This window comes from Leptolyngbya sp. FACHB-1624, from assembly GCF_047649235.1.
Lineage (GTDB): Bacteria > Cyanobacteriota > Cyanobacteriia > Leptolyngbyales > Leptolyngbyaceae > Leptolyngbya > Leptolyngbya boryana.
The window spans coordinates 1,150,976-1,167,029 of the sequence record NZ_CP180258.1 but is presented as its reverse complement, the minus strand read 5'-3'; the positions used below and the strand labels follow the sequence as shown (position 1 = coordinate 1,167,029).

18 protein-coding genes and 1 riboswitch are annotated in these 16,054 nt (G+C 45.8%); of the genes, 5 read left to right on the top strand and 13 right to left on the bottom strand.

Features of this window, described 5'->3' with window-relative positions; all coding sequences use genetic code 11:
• Positions 1–50: 50 nt before the first annotated feature.
• From ACMUEV_RS05285 to ACMUEV_RS05275, 3 genes are all read right to left on the bottom strand, one after another.
• Entirely contained in the window at positions 51–905 is an 855-nt protein-coding gene (locus tag ACMUEV_RS05285) for a hypothetical protein (protein ID WP_190650724.1), read from the bottom strand.
• A 144-nt stretch (positions 906–1,049) separates the two neighbouring features.
• The gene (locus ACMUEV_RS05280; RefSeq protein ID WP_415354736.1) at positions 1,050–1,985 is read right to left on the bottom strand and encodes an S-layer homology domain-containing protein; all 936 of its coding nucleotides are present in this window, start codon (positions 1,983–1,985) and stop codon (positions 1,050–1,052) included.
• Positions 1,986–2,050: 65 nt separating this feature from the next.
• The gene (locus tag ACMUEV_RS05275; protein WP_190650726.1) at positions 2,051–2,497 is read right to left on the bottom strand and encodes a hypothetical protein; all 447 of its coding nucleotides are present in this window, start codon (positions 2,495–2,497) and stop codon (positions 2,051–2,053) included.
• A gap of 257 nt (positions 2,498–2,754) precedes the next feature.
• On the opposite strand from ACMUEV_RS05275, the gene ACMUEV_RS05270 reads away from it, so the two are divergent.
• Positions 2,755–3,063, top strand: coding sequence for a hypothetical protein (locus ACMUEV_RS05270; protein WP_017290311.1), 309 nt, complete (start codon positions 2,755–2,757; stop codon positions 3,061–3,063).
• A 43-nt stretch (positions 3,064–3,106) separates the two neighbouring features.
• Here ACMUEV_RS05270 and ACMUEV_RS05265 read toward each other — a convergent pair whose 3' ends face one another.
• The 4 genes from ACMUEV_RS05265 to ACMUEV_RS05250 all read right to left on the bottom strand — a co-directional run bounded on the left by ACMUEV_RS05265 (position 3,107) and on the right by ACMUEV_RS05250 (position 5,730).
• Positions 3,107–3,934: an energy-coupling factor ABC transporter ATP-binding protein gene (locus tag ACMUEV_RS05265; RefSeq protein WP_017290312.1), complete on the bottom strand. Its 828-nt coding sequence runs from the start codon at positions 3,932–3,934 to the stop codon at positions 3,107–3,109.
• Positions 3,925–4,698 carry a cobalt ECF transporter T component CbiQ gene (cbiQ, locus tag ACMUEV_RS05260; protein ID WP_190650728.1) on the bottom strand — a complete coding sequence of 258 codons (774 nt, stop codon included), beginning with the start codon at positions 4,696–4,698 and terminating at the stop codon, positions 3,925–3,927. The genes ACMUEV_RS05265 and cbiQ overlap by 10 nt, the downstream gene beginning before the upstream one ends.
• Positions 4,699–4,702: 4 nt before the next feature.
• Complete coding sequence (locus tag ACMUEV_RS05255) at positions 4,703–4,987, bottom strand: energy-coupling factor ABC transporter substrate-binding protein (RefSeq protein ID WP_190650730.1); 285 nt, start codon at positions 4,985–4,987, stop codon at positions 4,703–4,705.
• Positions 4,984–5,730 carry an energy-coupling factor ABC transporter permease gene (locus ACMUEV_RS05250; RefSeq protein WP_026148905.1) on the bottom strand — a complete coding sequence of 249 codons (747 nt, stop codon included), beginning with the start codon at positions 5,728–5,730 and terminating at the stop codon, positions 4,984–4,986. Before ACMUEV_RS05250 ends, ACMUEV_RS05255 begins: the two co-directional genes overlap by 4 nt.
• Positions 5,719–5,858, bottom strand: a riboswitch (adenosylcobalamin (AdoCbl) riboswitch). It overlaps the preceding gene by 12 nt.
• A 140-nt stretch (positions 5,859–5,998) precedes the next feature.
• On the opposite strand from ACMUEV_RS05250, the gene ACMUEV_RS05245 reads away from it, so the two are divergent.
• Positions 5,999–6,919 (top strand): hypothetical protein, encoded by a 921-nt coding sequence (locus ACMUEV_RS05245; protein ID WP_190650731.1) that lies wholly within the window; start codon positions 5,999–6,001, stop codon positions 6,917–6,919.
• A gap of 138 nt (positions 6,920–7,057) precedes the next feature.
• Positions 7,058–7,324 carry a hypothetical protein gene (locus ACMUEV_RS05240; RefSeq protein WP_190650733.1) on the top strand — a complete coding sequence of 89 codons (267 nt, stop codon included), beginning with the start codon at positions 7,058–7,060 and terminating at the stop codon, positions 7,322–7,324.
• A gap of 126 nt (positions 7,325–7,450) precedes the next feature.
• Here ACMUEV_RS05240 and lpxD read toward each other — a convergent pair whose 3' ends face one another.
• Positions 7,451–8,494, bottom strand: coding sequence for a UDP-3-O-(3-hydroxymyristoyl)glucosamine N-acyltransferase (gene lpxD, locus ACMUEV_RS05235; RefSeq protein ID WP_190650736.1), 1,044 nt, complete (start codon positions 8,492–8,494; stop codon positions 7,451–7,453).
• On the bottom strand, positions 8,495–9,895 hold the full coding sequence (gene rlmD / locus ACMUEV_RS05230) for a 23S rRNA (uracil(1939)-C(5))-methyltransferase RlmD (protein ID WP_190650738.1): 1,401 nt from the start codon (positions 9,893–9,895) through the stop codon (positions 8,495–8,497). It lies immediately after the preceding gene.
• Between the two features lie 49 nt (positions 9,896–9,944).
• Here rlmD and ACMUEV_RS05225 point away from each other — a divergent pair, with 49 nt between their 5' ends.
• The gene (locus ACMUEV_RS05225) at positions 9,945–10,811 is read left to right on the top strand and encodes a hypothetical protein (protein ID WP_017290320.1); all 867 of its coding nucleotides are present in this window, start codon (positions 9,945–9,947) and stop codon (positions 10,809–10,811) included.
• 85 nt (positions 10,812–10,896) lie between these two features.
• Here the strand turns inward: ACMUEV_RS05225 and namA are convergent, their stop codons facing one another.
• Positions 10,897–11,964 carry an NADPH dehydrogenase NamA gene (namA, locus tag ACMUEV_RS05220; RefSeq protein WP_190650740.1) on the bottom strand — a complete coding sequence of 356 codons (1,068 nt, stop codon included), beginning with the start codon at positions 11,962–11,964 and terminating at the stop codon, positions 10,897–10,899.
• Between the two features lie 312 nt (positions 11,965–12,276).
• Positions 12,277–13,314 carry an NADP(H)-dependent aldo-keto reductase gene (locus tag ACMUEV_RS05215; RefSeq protein WP_190650742.1) on the bottom strand — a complete coding sequence of 346 codons (1,038 nt, stop codon included), beginning with the start codon at positions 13,312–13,314 and terminating at the stop codon, positions 12,277–12,279.
• Between the two features lie 582 nt (positions 13,315–13,896).
• Here ACMUEV_RS05215 and ACMUEV_RS05210 point away from each other — a divergent pair.
• On the top strand, positions 13,897–14,259 hold the full coding sequence (locus tag ACMUEV_RS05210) for an ArsR/SmtB family transcription factor (RefSeq protein ID WP_017290325.1): 363 nt from the start codon (positions 13,897–13,899) through the stop codon (positions 14,257–14,259).
• On the opposite strand, the gene ACMUEV_RS05205 is transcribed toward ACMUEV_RS05210, so the two are convergent.
• Together ACMUEV_RS05205 and psbA are read right to left on the bottom strand one after the other, a co-directional pair.
• Positions 14,249–14,797: a DUF3122 domain-containing protein gene (locus ACMUEV_RS05205; RefSeq protein WP_242044368.1), complete on the bottom strand. Its 549-nt coding sequence runs from the start codon at positions 14,795–14,797 to the stop codon at positions 14,249–14,251. The two genes, ACMUEV_RS05210 and ACMUEV_RS05205, sit on opposite strands and share 11 nt — an antisense overlap.
• A 72-nt stretch (positions 14,798–14,869) precedes the next feature.
• Entirely contained in the window at positions 14,870–15,952 is a 1,083-nt protein-coding gene (gene psbA, locus ACMUEV_RS05200) for a photosystem II q(b) protein (RefSeq protein ID WP_017290327.1), read from the bottom strand.
• Positions 15,953–16,054: the final 102 nt, after the last annotated feature.

The following is a 16,054-nucleotide window of genomic DNA, read 5'->3' as shown; positions in this document are numbered from 1 at the left end:
AAGTTTGGTAGTGCGATGGGATGGAATGTCAACCATCCCATTTTTTTGCTTTAGCGACAGCTACTGGGTGCTTTGCGAGGTCCGATATTGATGCGATTGAACTCAGACAAGTTTAGGGTAGAAGAACTAAACGCATTTCCCGCATTTGACCAAGTGCCTAGTTTCAGATATCCTGGCGGATCAAACGGTTTATTTTGCCGCGATCGTCCCTCTGCATCTGAAAATCGCACAGGCAGATTTACCACTCCTGAGATGGTATTTCCTTTCACAGTTCCGGTCATACATATTGCTAGATCATCAGGGCGGGCAAAGATTCCAACAATTCGATTGCCTGCTTTAGTAAACAGAAAAGTAAAACTTCCGGGTCTGAGCTGCTTGTCAGTAACATTCATCGAAGGCGCATCGTTCCAGTATCGATATGAGCCATCGACGAGATCAGCGATCGCTGCACCTGGCTGAGGCGTGCTTGATTGAGGTGGACTTGATTGAGGTGGACTTGATTGAGGCTTATCTGCTCCAACTGATCGGCAAACGAGCAAATCGTTAAACGGCTTAAACCCTTCGGGGTCAGAAAATCCGCGCAGTTCAGTAAAGAAGGTCGGATTACTCAACATTTGCTGCCGAACAGCGGGAATCGTAGAGTTGTAGAAAATCATTTTACGCGTTTGTTCGATCGTCACGGGCTGACCTACACCTACTGGAGAGGGCAAATTCGTGTAAGTGACTGCTACATTTCCGTCTGAAGTAGACTCTAGTGTGAACAATGCCCGCATGGCTAACGGGCTAGGCTGACCTTCGCGAGACTGAATTTGGCACTGAGTCGTGACAGCAGCTTGAGCCGGGGTAGATAGAGCGATCGCAATGATTCCTGAAAGGAAAACACTAACCTTGAAAAAATTTGACATGAATGATGATGGATGATCAAAAACCTCTGTGATAGTAAGAGATTCTAAGATCGATGTGTTGAAATTGATAAATCTCAACACATGCAATTCCAGCTTATCAATGTGCATATCCAGCTTTTGGGGCTTGCTATCTATGCACCTAAATTAAGGCTTAGGCGTGCCTTTCAACGCTTCTTGAGCCGAGATGCCATCGCCTTGAAAGCCGAAATACGAGAGAACTGCAGCAGCCTCCGCACGGGTTACAGGGCGTTTCGGTTGAAACAGAGTCGTGTAAGCAAATGCTCGGCGGATATTCGCTTGATCGCCATTCTGAAAGTCAGCATAGACAGCTCTCAATGCTTTTGCATCAATTTTGTTCGCATCTTGGAAGCCCCAGGATTGCTTGACAGATTCGATCGTGGCATTTGGCAAAACTTGACGAGTATCGACCGGAATCTTCCACAAAATCAAATCCTCGCGCGTCAGTGGTGCATCGGGACGAAACAGACTTGCGGTTGAATCGCCAGACAAAGAGCTTGGAATCAATCCTGCTTCAGCTAAGCCTTGAATTGAAGCAAAGTCAGGATCTTTTGTGGGAACGTCTTTAAAAGCAGGCGTTGAGGATTCAACTGCTAACCGAATTTGACGAGCAGGACGAGTGCTGTAAATGCGGTTATTCGCAGCAACGAGCCATCGCGCATAGACCCGTCGAGTTACATTTTTGTTTGGTTCAAATACAGTTGATTCATTGGCTTTTGCTGAATTGCTATGCGTGAGAATCCCTAATTCAGCCGTCTCTTTGACCGCTTGGCGGAGGGCTTGCGGTGCTTTATCGAGATCTGAGAAGGAACTAGAAGAATCAACAGTCGGAGCCGGAGTGGCAGAGGGAGTCGGACTCGGCTCTGTCGTTGTTTCAGGGGAAGGAGTTGGAGAGTCAGAAGGCGAAGGACTCGGAGAAGCTTGTGGGCTAGGCGAACTGTTTGTCAGGCGCGGATCTGCGGACAACGCATCCCGAACTGAATTCGCAGCGGGTGTGTTAGAACAACTCGCGAACAAACATAAGCTTACAAGTCCAAGCGTAATCTTTTGCAACGACAGCACGATCGATTAAATCCATGACCACGTTTCAACACTAGCGCAAACTGCGATCGATGTGGGGATGATCTCTATTCGCGATCGTCGTCCAAGATTTTTTGTAAGCGCGATCGCTCCAAAACGTAATAGTCTGAAAGTCCCGTGCGCGCTGCTTCGATCTCTTGAGATTCTTCAGAAAAGATCTCAAATTTTTTGATCCACCAATCGAATGCACTGGGAAATTTTACCTTTTCTTGAGCAGCTTGCAAGAGTTCTAACGCTCGCTCTCGAGTCGGGCTAGCATCGTGATCGCAGCCTGCTTCTTCAGGATGTAAGATTGCACAGGCTTGTTCTCTTAATTTCTGACGAATTTCGGAAGAAGAGAGTCTTAAACAATCCGGTGAGATATCACCGAGCAACAGTCCGCGATCGGTATAGAGGAAAATGCGAATATTGCCGACTTCAAATGCGGCATTGGTAACAGTACAGAGAAGCAGTTTGGGGCAAGAAGGCAGCTTCCGGTCTAGTCGAATTTTCATATAGAAGAGAAGGGCAAAACGATGAGAGGCTTCTAATTCTTTTAACTTAGCGGATTTAGTTTAGGAGATTGGATTTATTTTGCAAAACTCCATATTAAAAACTGTTCATTTAGATTCAGATTTTTTTATTTTCTGGCGTTTGTCTGACATTTTTGCCCTATGATCTCTCTGACGATCGATTAAAATTTCTGTCCAATTGCCCGATGCCTGACATAATACGTGACGGAATATCGTGTATTTAAGGATACTAAGTAGGTATGCAACCTGTCTCTCGATCGGATGTGCTTTATGTAATCGATCACTGCTGGATGGTCGAAGATCCAGTGATAGATGAATATGCGTATCGATTCCGATTGATTCAAGATCGGCATTGGGCAGAGTTTAATCAAGCGTTTGCCTGTACAGATGAAACTCAGTACGAAGATATGGCGCGGCATCTAGATCAAATTCGTGAAGAACGCGATCGAGCCGAAGAGATTTTGTATTGGTTATTTCTGGATTCAGAATTGCGTCGGCAGGGGAAGACTGTGCCGGATTTGTGGGAAGCACAGCAGGCGCAGGCGTAGGTGTTTTCGGGAATTGGGGAGATTTTGAAAATTTAGTTGAGAATTAGGGCTGATTTGGGTGTAGCCTTTCTCGGATTTGATGGATGATCGGATGGTTGCCGTGCTGTTCCTCTAAGTGGTTGAGCAGTGAGATTAGGTCTATAGTGAGCGGAACTCCGAGTTTTAGGTGGTCTAAAATCGATTTCTGAGCGAAAACAGTTTGCGGAGTTCCTTCTAGGGCGAGGGTTCCTCGATCGAGCACAATCACCCAATCTGCCCAGCGATAAACCCACTCTAGATCATGCGTTGCCATCAGAATGGTTGTGCCATTGGCATGAATGGTTTCTAAAGTCTGCGCGAGCATTCGAGTGTGGAGTGGATCTAGATAAGCTGTTGGCTCATCTAGTAGCAATAGCTCAGGCTTGAGAACCATGACATCTGCTAGGGAAACTCGCTTTTTCTGCCCTAGGCTCAAGTGATGAATCGGATGATGAGCGAGTTCAGTTAAACCAAATTCGGCTAGAGATTTCGCGATCGCAGGTTCGATCTCTGATTCTGTCCAGCCTAAGTTACACAATCCATATGAAATATCTTCTGCAACGGTTGATGCGATCAACTGCTGTTCGGGGTTTTGAAAGACTAAGCCTACTTTTTGCCGAAGTTCGATCAGCGATCGGCGATCGTAACTCAACGTCTGACCTTTCCAAGCAATCGTGCCGCGTTGTGGCTTGTATAAACCATTTGCCAGGAGAAACAATGTGGTTTTACCACAGCCATTTTGCCCAATCAAAGCCGTTCGTTTTGCGATCGGAATCTCTACCGTCAAGCCCTGAATCACAGGGTTTTTGGTTCCGGGATACGTATATTCGACTTGATCAAAGGCTAACGACATAGGCTGATAAGAAGCAATATGAGACATCCTAAACTAGCTTCGATCGCATAGCGTCGAGAAGGGCGATAGGTTCGTGGCGAATAGACTCGAAATTCCCCATTAAACCCTCTTGCTGCAGTGGATAAAACGAATTGTTGATAGTTCTCCATTGTTTTACGAAAAAGCTGACTGATCAGCAGACTCAAGCTATAAAACCAGCGTCGGACACTGCGATAACCATTGCGTGAATGTTGAGCAATCCAAAGTTCACGAGCAGTTGAGAGCAAAATAAAAATGAATCGGTACATCAGCATCAGCAGTTCTGTGAGTACCTCTGGACATCTGATTTGTTTGAGAACTTGTAATATTTCTGTAAATGGGGTTGTGAATAAGACGAAATATAAGCACGAGACTGTCGAAAGTGTCCGAGTCAAGATGACGACAGCTTGTAAAATCCCTTGCTGGCTCAAATAAAAGTAAGTCGATCCAAGTGAGAAACCCAAAACTGCATCGCTTGCCGAGCGATCCGCAATCCCCAGGATCAAGGCTGGAATACTGATCAGCCAAAACCCGATCGCAAGACTGAGCAACCGTAAATAGATACGACAAGGAATTTGAGCATAGATGACAATCCAAATTCCTAGCCAGATTGCGATCGCGATCTGAATGATTGGAGTTGCAATCAGAGCAATCAACAGTACGATCGTTGCAAATAGTAATTTATGTTGCGGTGGTAGTTGTCGTAATCGATTGCGATGGGAAAGCGTATCCAGCCAAAGGTGCATGGTTTTATTTACCTTGCGATCGCCCTTTATACAGCCCGATAACATATCCAAGTACACCTGCACCCAATGCTGCTTGCGATGCAAAGAGTAAACTTGCAACTTCTGTACTCGCAGGCTCAAACATGGGCTTAAACCAGGGTTCATAAGTCGGATGGCTCTCTTCGATCAGTTGTTGTGCCTGTCCATCTGCTCCATTAAACTCTGCTCGCACAAACACCAAAGGAGCCACAGTGAGGAGAATGACTGCGATCGCAAGGAACCAATTCTGTCGCGTCGATGATTGTCTCATGTCTTCATTAAGTTTAAGGTTTCCAATTCAGTCCGATTGTAGGTCTGTAGCCAATTCCAGACTAAGACCGTGAGTAAGCCCTCGCTAATGGCTAAGGGAATTTGAGTCAGCGCAAAAATTCCAGCAAACTTTAGAAATGCAGCCCATACTCCACCCGTTGCCGCCGGAAACGCCAATGCCAACTGGATCGAAGTTGTGACATAGGTTAAAAGATTCGCGAATGCTGAAGCTAGGAAAATTGCAGCTTTTTGATTCCCAGTTCTCAGCACTAAATGATAAATACCGTATGCGACGAAAGGTCCCACGATCGCCATTGAAAACAAATTGGCTCCGAGCGTTGTCAAGCCTCCATGCGCTAACAAAACGGCTTGAAACAGCAGCACCAATCCCCCTAAAACGGTCATTACCGCAGGTCCAAATAAAATTGCGCCGAGTCCAGTTCCCGTGGGATGCGAGCAGCTTCCTGTCACGGAAGGAAGCTTTAACGCAGATAAGACAAATGTGAATGCGCCAGCTAATGCTAAGAGCAGTTTCAATTCAGGATTTTGGCGTGTAATCCGCGTCAGCGATCGCAGTCCAAACGCAAAGAACGGCAGCGAGATCGCCCACCAAAACGCTGCCCACTGAACGGGCAAAAAACCCTCTGCAATGTGCATTGCCTGGGCTGGAGTTGCTGATCCCAATACTAAATACAAACTCAGCCCTGCCATTGCAGCAAGGCTCATCCATTTCCGAGTCCTCATTCTGTACCTCGCAGAACTAACAACCGTAAAGCTGGTGGGCATTCTGGCTTAGCGAAATCTCGCTTTACAGTTGCGGGACAGCGGCAGCTTTGCACTACACTTTCCCCAATCCAACTTTATTTAAGGTGTGACTCACTGTATCACTATTAGTCGAGTTTTTTGGTAGAGTTTTGTCGAGATGTAGAAATCTTTTAATCTATGACTCCAGAGGTAGACCGTCCTGTAACTGGGCTGATAATGTACAAGCACAGGAGTTGCCAGTCGCCTTATGTTAGAGCCATCTACCTTAAAATCGCCGCTGAAGCCCAATCGGTTACCTGTCTTTTTTGCATCCTCATCTTTATTCCCTGATCTTCCAACGTTCCAGCAAGCAAGTAGAACGCTCACGTTCGATCAAGCACGACTGACAACAGACTTACAACCCCCTTCGGGCAACACGCAAGTGACTAGTGCGATCGCTCAATTGCCCCCTGATTTCTCGAATTCCCTAAACCGAGAAATTGTCACTAGCGGTTTAACCGCTTCCCGCAGTGATCAAACAGATTCGGTTCAATCTGCTCAAGATATCGTTGTCTCCATCAGCAGGTTGGTCAAAGAGATCTCAGGCACAGTTCCATTCGCAAATGGCACAATCGATGTCGATCTTTCAACTTCAGCAGGAGCAGTCCAAGGCTCGATCGAGTTTGGTAATGGGGCACTTATATCTAATTTAACAACGCCTTTTGGAAGTTATTTTTCATCGATCGACTTCAAATCCTCTGATCAATATCCATTCAATTTCAACGGCACTCCAGGCATTGTCAATCTAGACGATGGCTTAGTCATCCTGGATTTCCAGCCTCAAACCCAAGATGACGAAATCGCAATTCCAATCAATGCACTCAGCGGCAATGTCACCTTCAACGATGGACAAGCGATTCTGAATATTCCAACTCCTTTTGGAGCATTTGCAACAAATTTTGATCTATCAGCATTAGTCAAACCTAGCACCCTGCAAGTTTCAGGAACTGTGACTGTGCAAGATGGAACGCCTCCGATCGAGATGACGGGCGATTTCGGCATCATTCAGACCACGCTTGACGTTCCAAAATTAGTTCAAAACGCTGGCTCAATCTTTGCAACCGTAGAAGGCATGATTCAGATGACGAATGATGCGATCGTCTACGATTTCAAGACCTCCATTTCGTAAGGCATTGAATTTAGCAAATTCTATCAATAGAAAACGAGGAATGTTGTTTGTAGCTCTATTCGCTAAATTCTTAAAGAGAGATTAAAAACAGCGTAAATGATTATGGTGAATTTGAAAAAAACGATAGGAGTCTTCCTCGTGAGCGTTTCCCTCTTAATCGGAGGTGCTGCACTTACAAGTTGTGGCAGTGGACAATCTGAGACTGAGGCAAAAGAAGAGTCATCCAAGGAGCAAGAAGCCTCAAATCAATCTGAAGATGGCGATGAAAAGCGCCAAGAAGACAAAGCTAAGGATAATGATAGCGATGATGAGAAAGATGGCGAGAAATCCAACGCTCGCAACAACAACGATCGAGAGAATGATCAAGAAGATCGCAAAGAGAGCAAAGATAAAGACGACGGTTAATCTATTGCTCACATGAATACAATAGTAGGAGTATAGAGCAATCAGTGATGATGCACGAACCCCTACTATTTTGCTTGGGTACAGTTGTCTGGATACAAATTGGATCGCATTCTCCTCAACCGTTGCTTATGAATCCGCATCCATTCCTAAGCGCTTCTGAATTTGCTTGATCGCTTTGTACATCTCAGACAAGTGGCTATAGACAGCAGACGATCGTAGAAAAATTCGATGATCGACCGCAGGATAACCCGATACTGTTTGTCCTGCCGCCACGCTGGCATGAACTCCAGTTTTTGCAGAGGCAACCGAACCATCGCCCATCCGGCTCTCATTGCCCACACCGACCTGTCCTGCCAAAATCACGCGATTGCCCAGTACAGATCCCCCGGCAATCCCAACTTGAGCGGCAAATGCACAAGCCTCTCCAGTTTTGACTCCATGCCCAACCTGCACACAGTTATCAATCTTTGTATTACGCCCAATTCGAGTCTCACCGACAGAAGGGCGATCGATCGAAGAATTGCACCCTACTTCAACGCCATCTTCGAGCACGGTACAGCCTGATTGCTCCATTTTCAGCCAGCCTTCACGAGTCGGCACAAAGCCAAAGCCTTCTGAGCCAATCACTGCCCCTGCATGAATCACACAGTCTGCACCGATTTGAGCGCGTTCGTGAATCACACAATTGGCATGGAGAACTGTACGATCGCCAATTATCACGTCTGGGTAAATGACAACACCCGGATGAATAACAACATCATTGCCAATTGTCACGTTGGCTTCAATCACAACATGCGCGCCAATCGCAACGTTTTGACCAATCTGAGCAGACGGATCAATGATTGCAGACGGATGAATTGTTGCGGCAGGTTTGTAAGGTTGGTAGAAAAGCGCGATCGCTTGAGCAAACGCATAGCGCGGATTGCCTACAATGATCCAAGCTAAACCGCGTTCTTTCGCGATCACTAGTAATTCCTCATTTGCAGGCAAAATCACCGCAGCAGCTTGGGTTTCGCGAAGCTGCTTTGCAAATTTCAGGCTTTCAGAATAGGTCAGCGTATTCGGCTTACTATCAAGTACTGCGGAAACTCCTGAAATTTCTAGATCAGGTGTTTCGCTACTACTCTTCACGGATTGCCCTAACTTTTCTACCAGATCCTTAAACAGCATTTACTCCTCCACTCGGTTTAAAAAAGCAGCACATTCGACATGAGCCGTCTGCGGGAAAAAGTCCGCAGGCTGAACTCGTATCAGTTGATAGGCATCATCTGCACATAACAATTTCAGATCTCGTGCTAATGTCGCAGCATTACAACTGACGTAAACAATTTGCTTAGGTTTCTGTTGTCGAAGCGTCTCCAAGACAGTTGCATTACATCCTTTACGAGGTGGATCGAGCATGACTAAATCCGGATGAATCTCAAGCGATTGTAAAACTTTTTCAACCGCTCCCACTTCAAATCTGACGTTCTCGATTCCATTCAAACTTGCGTTCTGTTGAGCTTGTTCAATCGCTTCCGGTTGAATTTCTAATCCGATCGCAGTTTTGACACGTTGTGCGATCGGTAAAGTCATTGTTCCAATTCCACAATAAGCATCAACAAATGTTTCGTCACCTTGTAAGTTTAACTGTTCCAAAACAATGTTTAACAAAGCTTCAGTCTGCTCAGTATGGACTTGAAAGAAAGTATCGGGTCGAATGTGGAACGTCAGATTTGCGAATCGTTCTGAGAGAAAAGGCTGACCTGCGATGCAATGTGTCTCTGAACCAAAAATGGCATTCGTGCGATCGCGCTGCACATTCAGCGAAACACCGACTAAATTCTCATAGCGTTGCAGCCATTCCTGAGCCTGAGCTTCTAAGTTCGGCAAGTCTGGATCAGCTGTAATCAACGTCAGCAAGATTTCACCTGTGCGCTGCCCAATTCTTAAGGCTAAATGCCGCAATTGACCGCGATGATATTTCTCATCATAGATTCGCCATCCCTGCTGCTGAATGTCCTGTTTGACTTCAGCCAGTAAAGGATTCAATCGCTCATCCTGAATCGGGCACTGATTCAGATTTACAATCTGATGCGTGCCTTTTTGATAGTATCCCGCTTGAACTTGTCGCGTGTTGGAACTTCCGAGCGGATAAGTCGATTTGTTGCGATAGTGCAGAGGTTCGCTCACATTCAGAACGGGATCAACTGCAATGTCACGAAATCCGCCAATTCGCTCTAATGCCTGAACGACCTGATTCCGTTTCGCCTCTCGTTGATAGTCATAATCGACATGCTGCCACTGACAGCCGCCACACTTGTCAGCAACAATACATCCGGGTCGAATCCGATGGGGCGAAGCTTCGAGGAGTTTGTATAACTTCGCATGAGCAAGATTCGGCTTGACGTGCATCAATCGGACTAAAGCGCGATCGCCGGTGACCGTATCGGGCACAAAGACGACCCGTGAGCCTGCGCGACCTACTCCATCACCGCGATCGCTCAAATCGGTAATCGTGACCTCCAGCAATTCACCTTGCCGCCATTCCGTAGTGTTATCGCTGAATGATGTGTCTAATTGTGTGGGCACAGTAATGTCTCGCTAATATTCTCTTAAGTGTCGCTTCTCTTTCTGTCCTATGACTGATTTCACAACCGTTCTTCAATTTATCAGCGATTTTGAACAATCTCACCCTGATGCCTCGACTTACGAGATTACAAATCGTTTACGCGGCTATACGAAGCCGAGCTATACGACGAAAGTCTGGACGGTTGTGACAGGGTTTGAGCAAGCATTTATTGAAGGTAAACTCAATCAAGATGTGATCTTAGCAGGTGCAACTATAGATTTTGGACATTTCATTGCGTCTTTGTCGGATCAAATCAATCAGCCAGGGCTGCAATGGTCAGATTTGACGCGCTGGACAGGAGATCATACCTCTTGGGCGGGTGATATTGGGTCTTCGATCGAGACGTATCGCGCCACTCCAGAAAAGTTCAAAGGCTTAGGGGATGCGCTCGATCGGTTTGCTTCAGAGTCAGATTATGCGGCAGATGTTGCTGCTTGGGTGGTTGGCGCAATGCTCAATGGAAATTCCAAGATGCTTTTATCTGAAGCGATGCAGAAATATCATGCTCAGCCTTATTCGGAGCATGTAAGAACATTCATTCAGCGCAGATTTAATGGCATCCTAGATGGTCAGAGAATTACGAATCCTGCCAAGATTGAAGCTGAAATTCGCAGTGCTACGTTTGCGTATTTAGAATTGTCTCAGAATGCAAGTTTTCTCAAGAAATTGATGAAATCGTTTACACAAAAACTACGATCGACAAATTTAGAACGCGATTTACTCAGCGCAGATTTGCTACAAGGTTCGCTGCACTTTATGGCTCACCTCATCCGCAACGCTGATCTAGCACCTTTGAAGTTCAAACCTTATCAGCAACCTCAAGCTCCTTGGCTCGGAGTGGTGAACTATGAAGTGACGATCGACAATCCGAAGTAAGTTACTCTCTAACCCCACTAGCCCCAACTGTAGAGGTGCTAGAGGTGCGTTCATACAGGTTCCATCCGACCGCGACACTCTGTCATTAAATCCAGGCTCGTTCATATTGCACGGGATAGAATTTTTCCTGACCTAGTTCTTTTGCTGCTTGAAGTGCCCAATAGGGATTCCGCAAGAATTCCCGCCCTATCAAGACAACATCTGCTTGACCTGCACGGATAATATAATCTGCTAGTTCAGCAGAGGTGATCAATCCCACTGCACCCGTTTGAATTTTGGCTTCTCGACGAATTCGTTCAGCAAAGGGCACTTGGTAGCCCGGAGATAGAGGGATTTTCACGCCAGGGATCGTTCCACCCGAAGAACAGTCAATCACATCAACGCCAAGAGATTTGATCTTATCGCTCAGAGAAATGCTTTGTTCAATGTCCCATCCTTGCTCTGCCCAATCGGTTGCTGAGATGCGAACCCAGAGCGAATCGCGTTCTGGTACAATCTCCCGCACTGCTCGAACGACCTCTTGGAGAAATCGAGTGCGATTTTCAAAGCTGCCACCATACTCATCTTGTCGTTGATTCACCAAAGGCGAGAGAAATTGATGCAGTAAATACCCATGTGCTGCGTGAATTTCAATGACTCGAAATCCAGCTTCTACTGATCGACGCGCGGCTTGAGCAAATGCCTCAGTCGTTTGCTGAATTTCTTCGACAGTCAAGGCTTCTGGTGTTGGATGCTTGGGACTAAATGCAACGGCACTACTCGATACAATCGGTCGCCATCCTCCCTGAGACTCGTCGATCGCATGTCCCCCTTCACTCGGTTTTGCAGTACTTGCTTTTCTGCCTGCATGGGCGAGTTGAATGCCTGCAACCGCACCACAGTTATGAATACTCGTGACAATTTTTGCTAAAGCTTCAATCTGATCATCTGACCAAATTCCTAAATCTTCGGGGCTAATGCGTCCCTGGGGTTCGATCGCGGCTGCTTCAGTAAACACTAATCCTGCTCCACCAACAGCACGACTTGTTAAATGAACCCAGTGCCAATGATTGGCATATCCATCAATGCTGGAGTATTGGCACATGGGGGAGACGACAATGCGATTGCGGAGAGTAACATCTCGAAGGGTAAGGGGTTCAAACAAATGCGACATTGAGATATTCCTAACGATCAACGCTGATCAAATCTTAGAAAATTTCCACGATCGTAGTGATCTAAGATTCTCAAAGTTCCCGAAAATGGGGAATTTAGGGGGCGGAGTTCTGTCCCTTTACAAATTGATTGGCTATGAGTTCTGTCTTTTCTTCAGGTATTGCCGAATCGAACTGACTACGCTTCTCAAGATTTCTTCTGGAGATGTCGAATTGCTTGACCGACTCGTAATTTTTAGTCCTGCGATCGACATCTCCCACCGCTGCACCTCGCAGCAGAACGCTCGATGGTCAGACATTGAGTGCAAACCGACTTAAGGAGCCGGATTGGGATATTGCGTGTAAACTTCCTCAATGTCTTTGAGAATGTCTGGAGTTAGATCAACCTTGATGCTATCGATATTTTCTCGAAGTTGGTCTAGGGTTGTTGCACCGATAATAGTACTGCTCACAAACCAACGACTCCGAACAAATGCTAACGCTAATGCTGTCGGACTAAGATTGTGACGTTTTGCAACCTCAGCATAAGCCGCAACCGCTTCCTTGACTCTAGGTTTAAGATAACGCTGTCCAAACTGCTCAAATAGGGTAATTCGAGTCGTTCCAGGATCGCCTTGTAAATACTTTCCAGACAAAAATCCAAATGCTAAAGGACTATAAGCTAGTAAACTCACATTCTCGCGGTACGAAGCTTCTGCCAATGCAGAATCAAAGACCCGATTCAATAAGTTGTAAGCATTTTGAATCGACACCACTTTCGGTAATCCTAATTGTTGAGCAAGAGAGCTAAACGTTGTAATGCCCCAAGGGGTTTCATTGCTCAGTCCCAAGTAGCGAATTTTTCCAGCCTTGATCAGATCTGCAAATACTTCCAACTGTTCAGCAATGGGAACTGTTTCCCGCTCTTGCTTGGGATCAAAAATGGTTTGTCCAAATTGTGGCACATAGCGATCGGGCCAATGAATTTGGTACAGATCGACATAATCAGTTTGGAGCCGCTTGAGGCTATCGTCGATCGCTTGTTTTACACTATCGCGATCGACTTTGTTCACCCCCTCACGTACCCATTTGAACCGTCGTCCTGCACCAATCACTTTCGTGGCGACAATCACTTTGTCTCTTTGCTGGTGTTTTAGCCACTCACCAATGTAAGTTTCAGTCACGCCGTGGGTTTCAGCACGTGGCGGAACAGGATACATTTCTGCGGCATCAATAAAATTAATGCCACGATCGAGAGCGTAATCAAGTTGTTGATGGGCTTCTTCGATTGTATTTTGCTGCCCAAAGGTCATCGTACCTAGGCAAATTTCAGAAACTTTGAGGTTACTTTCACCAAGGGAATTGTATTGCATAAATTCTAGTTGTGACTTGAAGGAATAATCAAATAAAGCTTGATCGGTTTGACCAAATTAACGGAATTTGCTCAGCAAAAACTAACATTTGGCGATTTTATGAAATACTACGGTGAGTTGGTCGATTCACCGTAGTATTATAGCGAAGAAATCACACAAAGATAGCATCTACTCAAAAATAGACCTGATACCGAATTGAAGAATGTTTGCGACAAATGCCGTGCGAATGGAATTCGCGGCTACACAAACGAAGTCCGCGCAGCATTTAGCAACGCTAAAGAGCGAAGGTCTCCATAGGTCTTATATCTTCAGAGTTAAGCCGATAATGCTCTCTCTTACTATGCACGTGACATAGCACAAGTCCTTTAAAGCATTTATAGCGGTCGCCCGTAAGGTTGCGGCAGAATATTAAAGCTCGCTAAGCAGCAGCGTTCGGTTACGAAAACTCAGTGCCGCAAGCTATGTGACTACCGCTATATATCTATGTATATCTATGATCGATGCTCTGATCTGAGTTAGTTCGGTAATTGGCTATAATCCTAATTAGTTATAAAATTACCCTATCGATTGCTGAATTTCCCTATGCCAAAAACTAAACCATCAAAAGCAGATCCAGCGATTCTTGCTGCTGTTGCCGACTATTTCAAAGTCTTGTCAGAGATGAGTCGGCTTCAGATTCTGACTTGTCTGCGATCGGGCGCGATGAATGTGATGGAAATCTCCGAAGCAACAGGTTTAGGGCAGGCGAATTTATCAAAGCATCTCAAAGTGCTCTATCAAGCCGGAATCTTATCGCGGGAGGCGAAAGGTACAAGTGCCTACTACGAAATCGCTGATCCAATGATTTTTGAGTTTTGCGAGCTAGCGTGCGATCGCATCAGTGAACGAGTCCAACAGCAAGCAGCAAGCTTAAAGAGTTTACGGAATAAAACCTCTATTTTTTAATCTGCAATTCACTGCTTGCAACAGCCTTCCATTCCTGAATAATCAAAGGTGAAACTGAGAGACGAACCGACTCGTCTTGAAGCGTTGGGATTGAAAGTTTGAGTGGGATTTCTGCCTGCATCTGAGGGAATACAGCCTGTAAATCGTATTGACCAACATTCGGTTCGGGATGAGTTTTATCGGTAAAAATTGCTTGATCATTTGCGTGAGCAGTCAAATTTGCGCCCAAAGAATTTGTGAGCATCAAAGGCTGAGAGTGATCAATGTTGGCAATTCCCGGAAACCCCACAAGCCTGAGATCAAAACTGGTTTGACCATTGGGATAACTGCGTTGAAATGCGATCGCTTGCCAGCGATTTCCATGCTGGTCTTGCAGCAATTGTCGAGATTGGATCACACTTTGTCCCGGTGCTTCTTCTAACTGCCGAATCTCTGCCCTTGCAGGTGAACTCATCAATACTCCTAATCCTAGTGAGATCACCATTACCCAGGTACTCAGCAATGACCAGAAAAAGAATTCTCGGATGGGGGATTTCATTCAGGCTCTCCTAAAAACTCTGGCAAGAAAGCGTCCTGGTTAGAGGACGCTCGTTGATGAAGGAAGATCAGACTAACTCTGGATGGTCGGGGCTATCAGTGCTAGCGGTTGAGCTGCACCTGATGCTAAATCAAGTGGAAAATTGTGAGCATTGCGCTCGTGCATCACTTCAATCCCAACATTTGCCCGATTGAGCAAATCTGCCCAAGTCTCGATCGTTCGCCCTTGACTATCGAGAATCGAACTATTGAAGTTAAACCCATTGAGATTAAACGCCATGGTGCTAATTCCCAGAGCAGCAAACCAAATTCCCATCACTGGAAAAGCAGCAAGCACGAAGTGTAGCCAGCGCGAATTGTTGAAGCTCGCATACTGGAAGATCAATCGCCCAAAGTACCCGTGTGCTGCGATGATATTGTAGGTTTCTTCTTCTTGCCCAAACTTATAGCCATAGTTCTGAGATTCCGTTTCTGCTGTTTCGCGAATCAAAGAAGATGTCACTAACGAACCATGCATTGCGCTAAATAATGCACCTCCAAAGACCCCGATCACCCCTAGCATGTGAAACGGGTGCATGAGAATGTTATGTTCAGCCGTGAACACAATCATAAAGTTGAACGTTCCTGAAATGCCGAGCATCAAACCATCAGAAAAGCTTCCTTGTCCGATCGGGTAAATCAGGAGTACAGAGGTTGCTGCTGCGACTGGAGCAGAGAATGCAACTGGAATCCAAGGACGCATTCCTAGGCGATAGCTCAATTCCCATTGCCGCCCCATGTAGGCAAAAATCGCAATCAGGAAGTGAAAGACAATCAATTCATAAGGACCACCATTGTAGAGCCATTCATCCAATGAAGCGGCTTCCCAAATGGGATAAAAATGTAAGCCAATTGCCGCAGAAGTTGGCACAACGGTCGCTGTAATAATGTTATTTCCGTAGAGCAATGACCCAGAAACGGGTTCTCGAATGCCATCAATATCTACCGGAGGAGCCGCAATCATCGCAAGAATAAATACGATCGCGGCGGTCAGTGCAGTCGGAATCAACAACACCCCAAACCAACCAATATAAAGCCGATTCTCGGTACTCGTAATCCAATCACAGAAGCGATCCCAGAGGGGGACACGATCACGTCTTTGCAATAGCGTTGTCATGAGTTGATAAATCCGTATGGATGAGTAAAATACAAAGTAGTCTGAATAATCAGCTATCTAACTTAATAGCTAGACAGTTATAAAATGTCAAGCCCATTCGTT

What these genes read in the sequence shown, in the direction of transcription:
- ACMUEV_RS05285 (WP_190650724.1), bottom strand. Translation starts at nt 905, where the DNA reads ATGTCAAATTTTTTCAAGGTTAGTGTTTTCCTTTCAGGAATCATTGCG.
- ACMUEV_RS05275 (WP_190650726.1), bottom strand. Translation starts at nt 2,497, where the DNA reads ATGAAAATTCGACTAGACCGGAAGCTGCCTTCTTGCCCCAAACTGCTT.
- ACMUEV_RS05270 (WP_017290311.1), top strand. Translation starts at nt 2,755, where the DNA reads ATGCAACCTGTCTCTCGATCGGATGTGCTTTATGTAATCGATCACTGC.
- ACMUEV_RS05265 (WP_017290312.1), bottom strand. Translation starts at nt 3,934, where the DNA reads ATGTCGTTAGCCTTTGATCAAGTCGAATATACGTATCCCGGAACCAAA.
- cbiQ (WP_190650728.1), bottom strand. Translation starts at nt 4,698, where the DNA reads ATGCACCTTTGGCTGGATACGCTTTCCCATCGCAATCGATTACGACAA.
- ACMUEV_RS05255 (WP_190650730.1), bottom strand. Translation starts at nt 4,987, where the DNA reads ATGAGACAATCATCGACGCGACAGAATTGGTTCCTTGCGATCGCAGTC.
- ACMUEV_RS05250 (WP_026148905.1), bottom strand. Translation starts at nt 5,730, where the DNA reads ATGAGGACTCGGAAATGGATGAGCCTTGCTGCAATGGCAGGGCTGAGT.
- ACMUEV_RS05245 (WP_190650731.1), top strand. Translation starts at nt 5,999, where the DNA reads ATGTTAGAGCCATCTACCTTAAAATCGCCGCTGAAGCCCAATCGGTTA.
- lpxD (WP_190650736.1), bottom strand. Translation starts at nt 8,494, where the DNA reads ATGCTGTTTAAGGATCTGGTAGAAAAGTTAGGGCAATCCGTGAAGAGT.
- ACMUEV_RS05225 (WP_017290320.1), top strand. Translation starts at nt 9,945, where the DNA reads ATGACTGATTTCACAACCGTTCTTCAATTTATCAGCGATTTTGAACAA.
- namA (WP_190650740.1), bottom strand. Translation starts at nt 11,964, where the DNA reads ATGTCGCATTTGTTTGAACCCCTTACCCTTCGAGATGTTACTCTCCGC.
- ACMUEV_RS05215 (WP_190650742.1), bottom strand. Translation starts at nt 13,314, where the DNA reads ATGCAATACAATTCCCTTGGTGAAAGTAACCTCAAAGTTTCTGAAATT.
- ACMUEV_RS05210 (WP_017290325.1), top strand. Translation starts at nt 13,897, where the DNA reads ATGCCAAAAACTAAACCATCAAAAGCAGATCCAGCGATTCTTGCTGCT.
- ACMUEV_RS05205 (WP_242044368.1), bottom strand. Translation starts at nt 14,797, where the DNA reads ATGAAATCCCCCATCCGAGAATTCTTTTTCTGGTCATTGCTGAGTACC.
- psbA (WP_017290327.1), bottom strand. Translation starts at nt 15,952, where the DNA reads ATGACAACGCTATTGCAAAGACGTGATCGTGTCCCCCTCTGGGATCGC.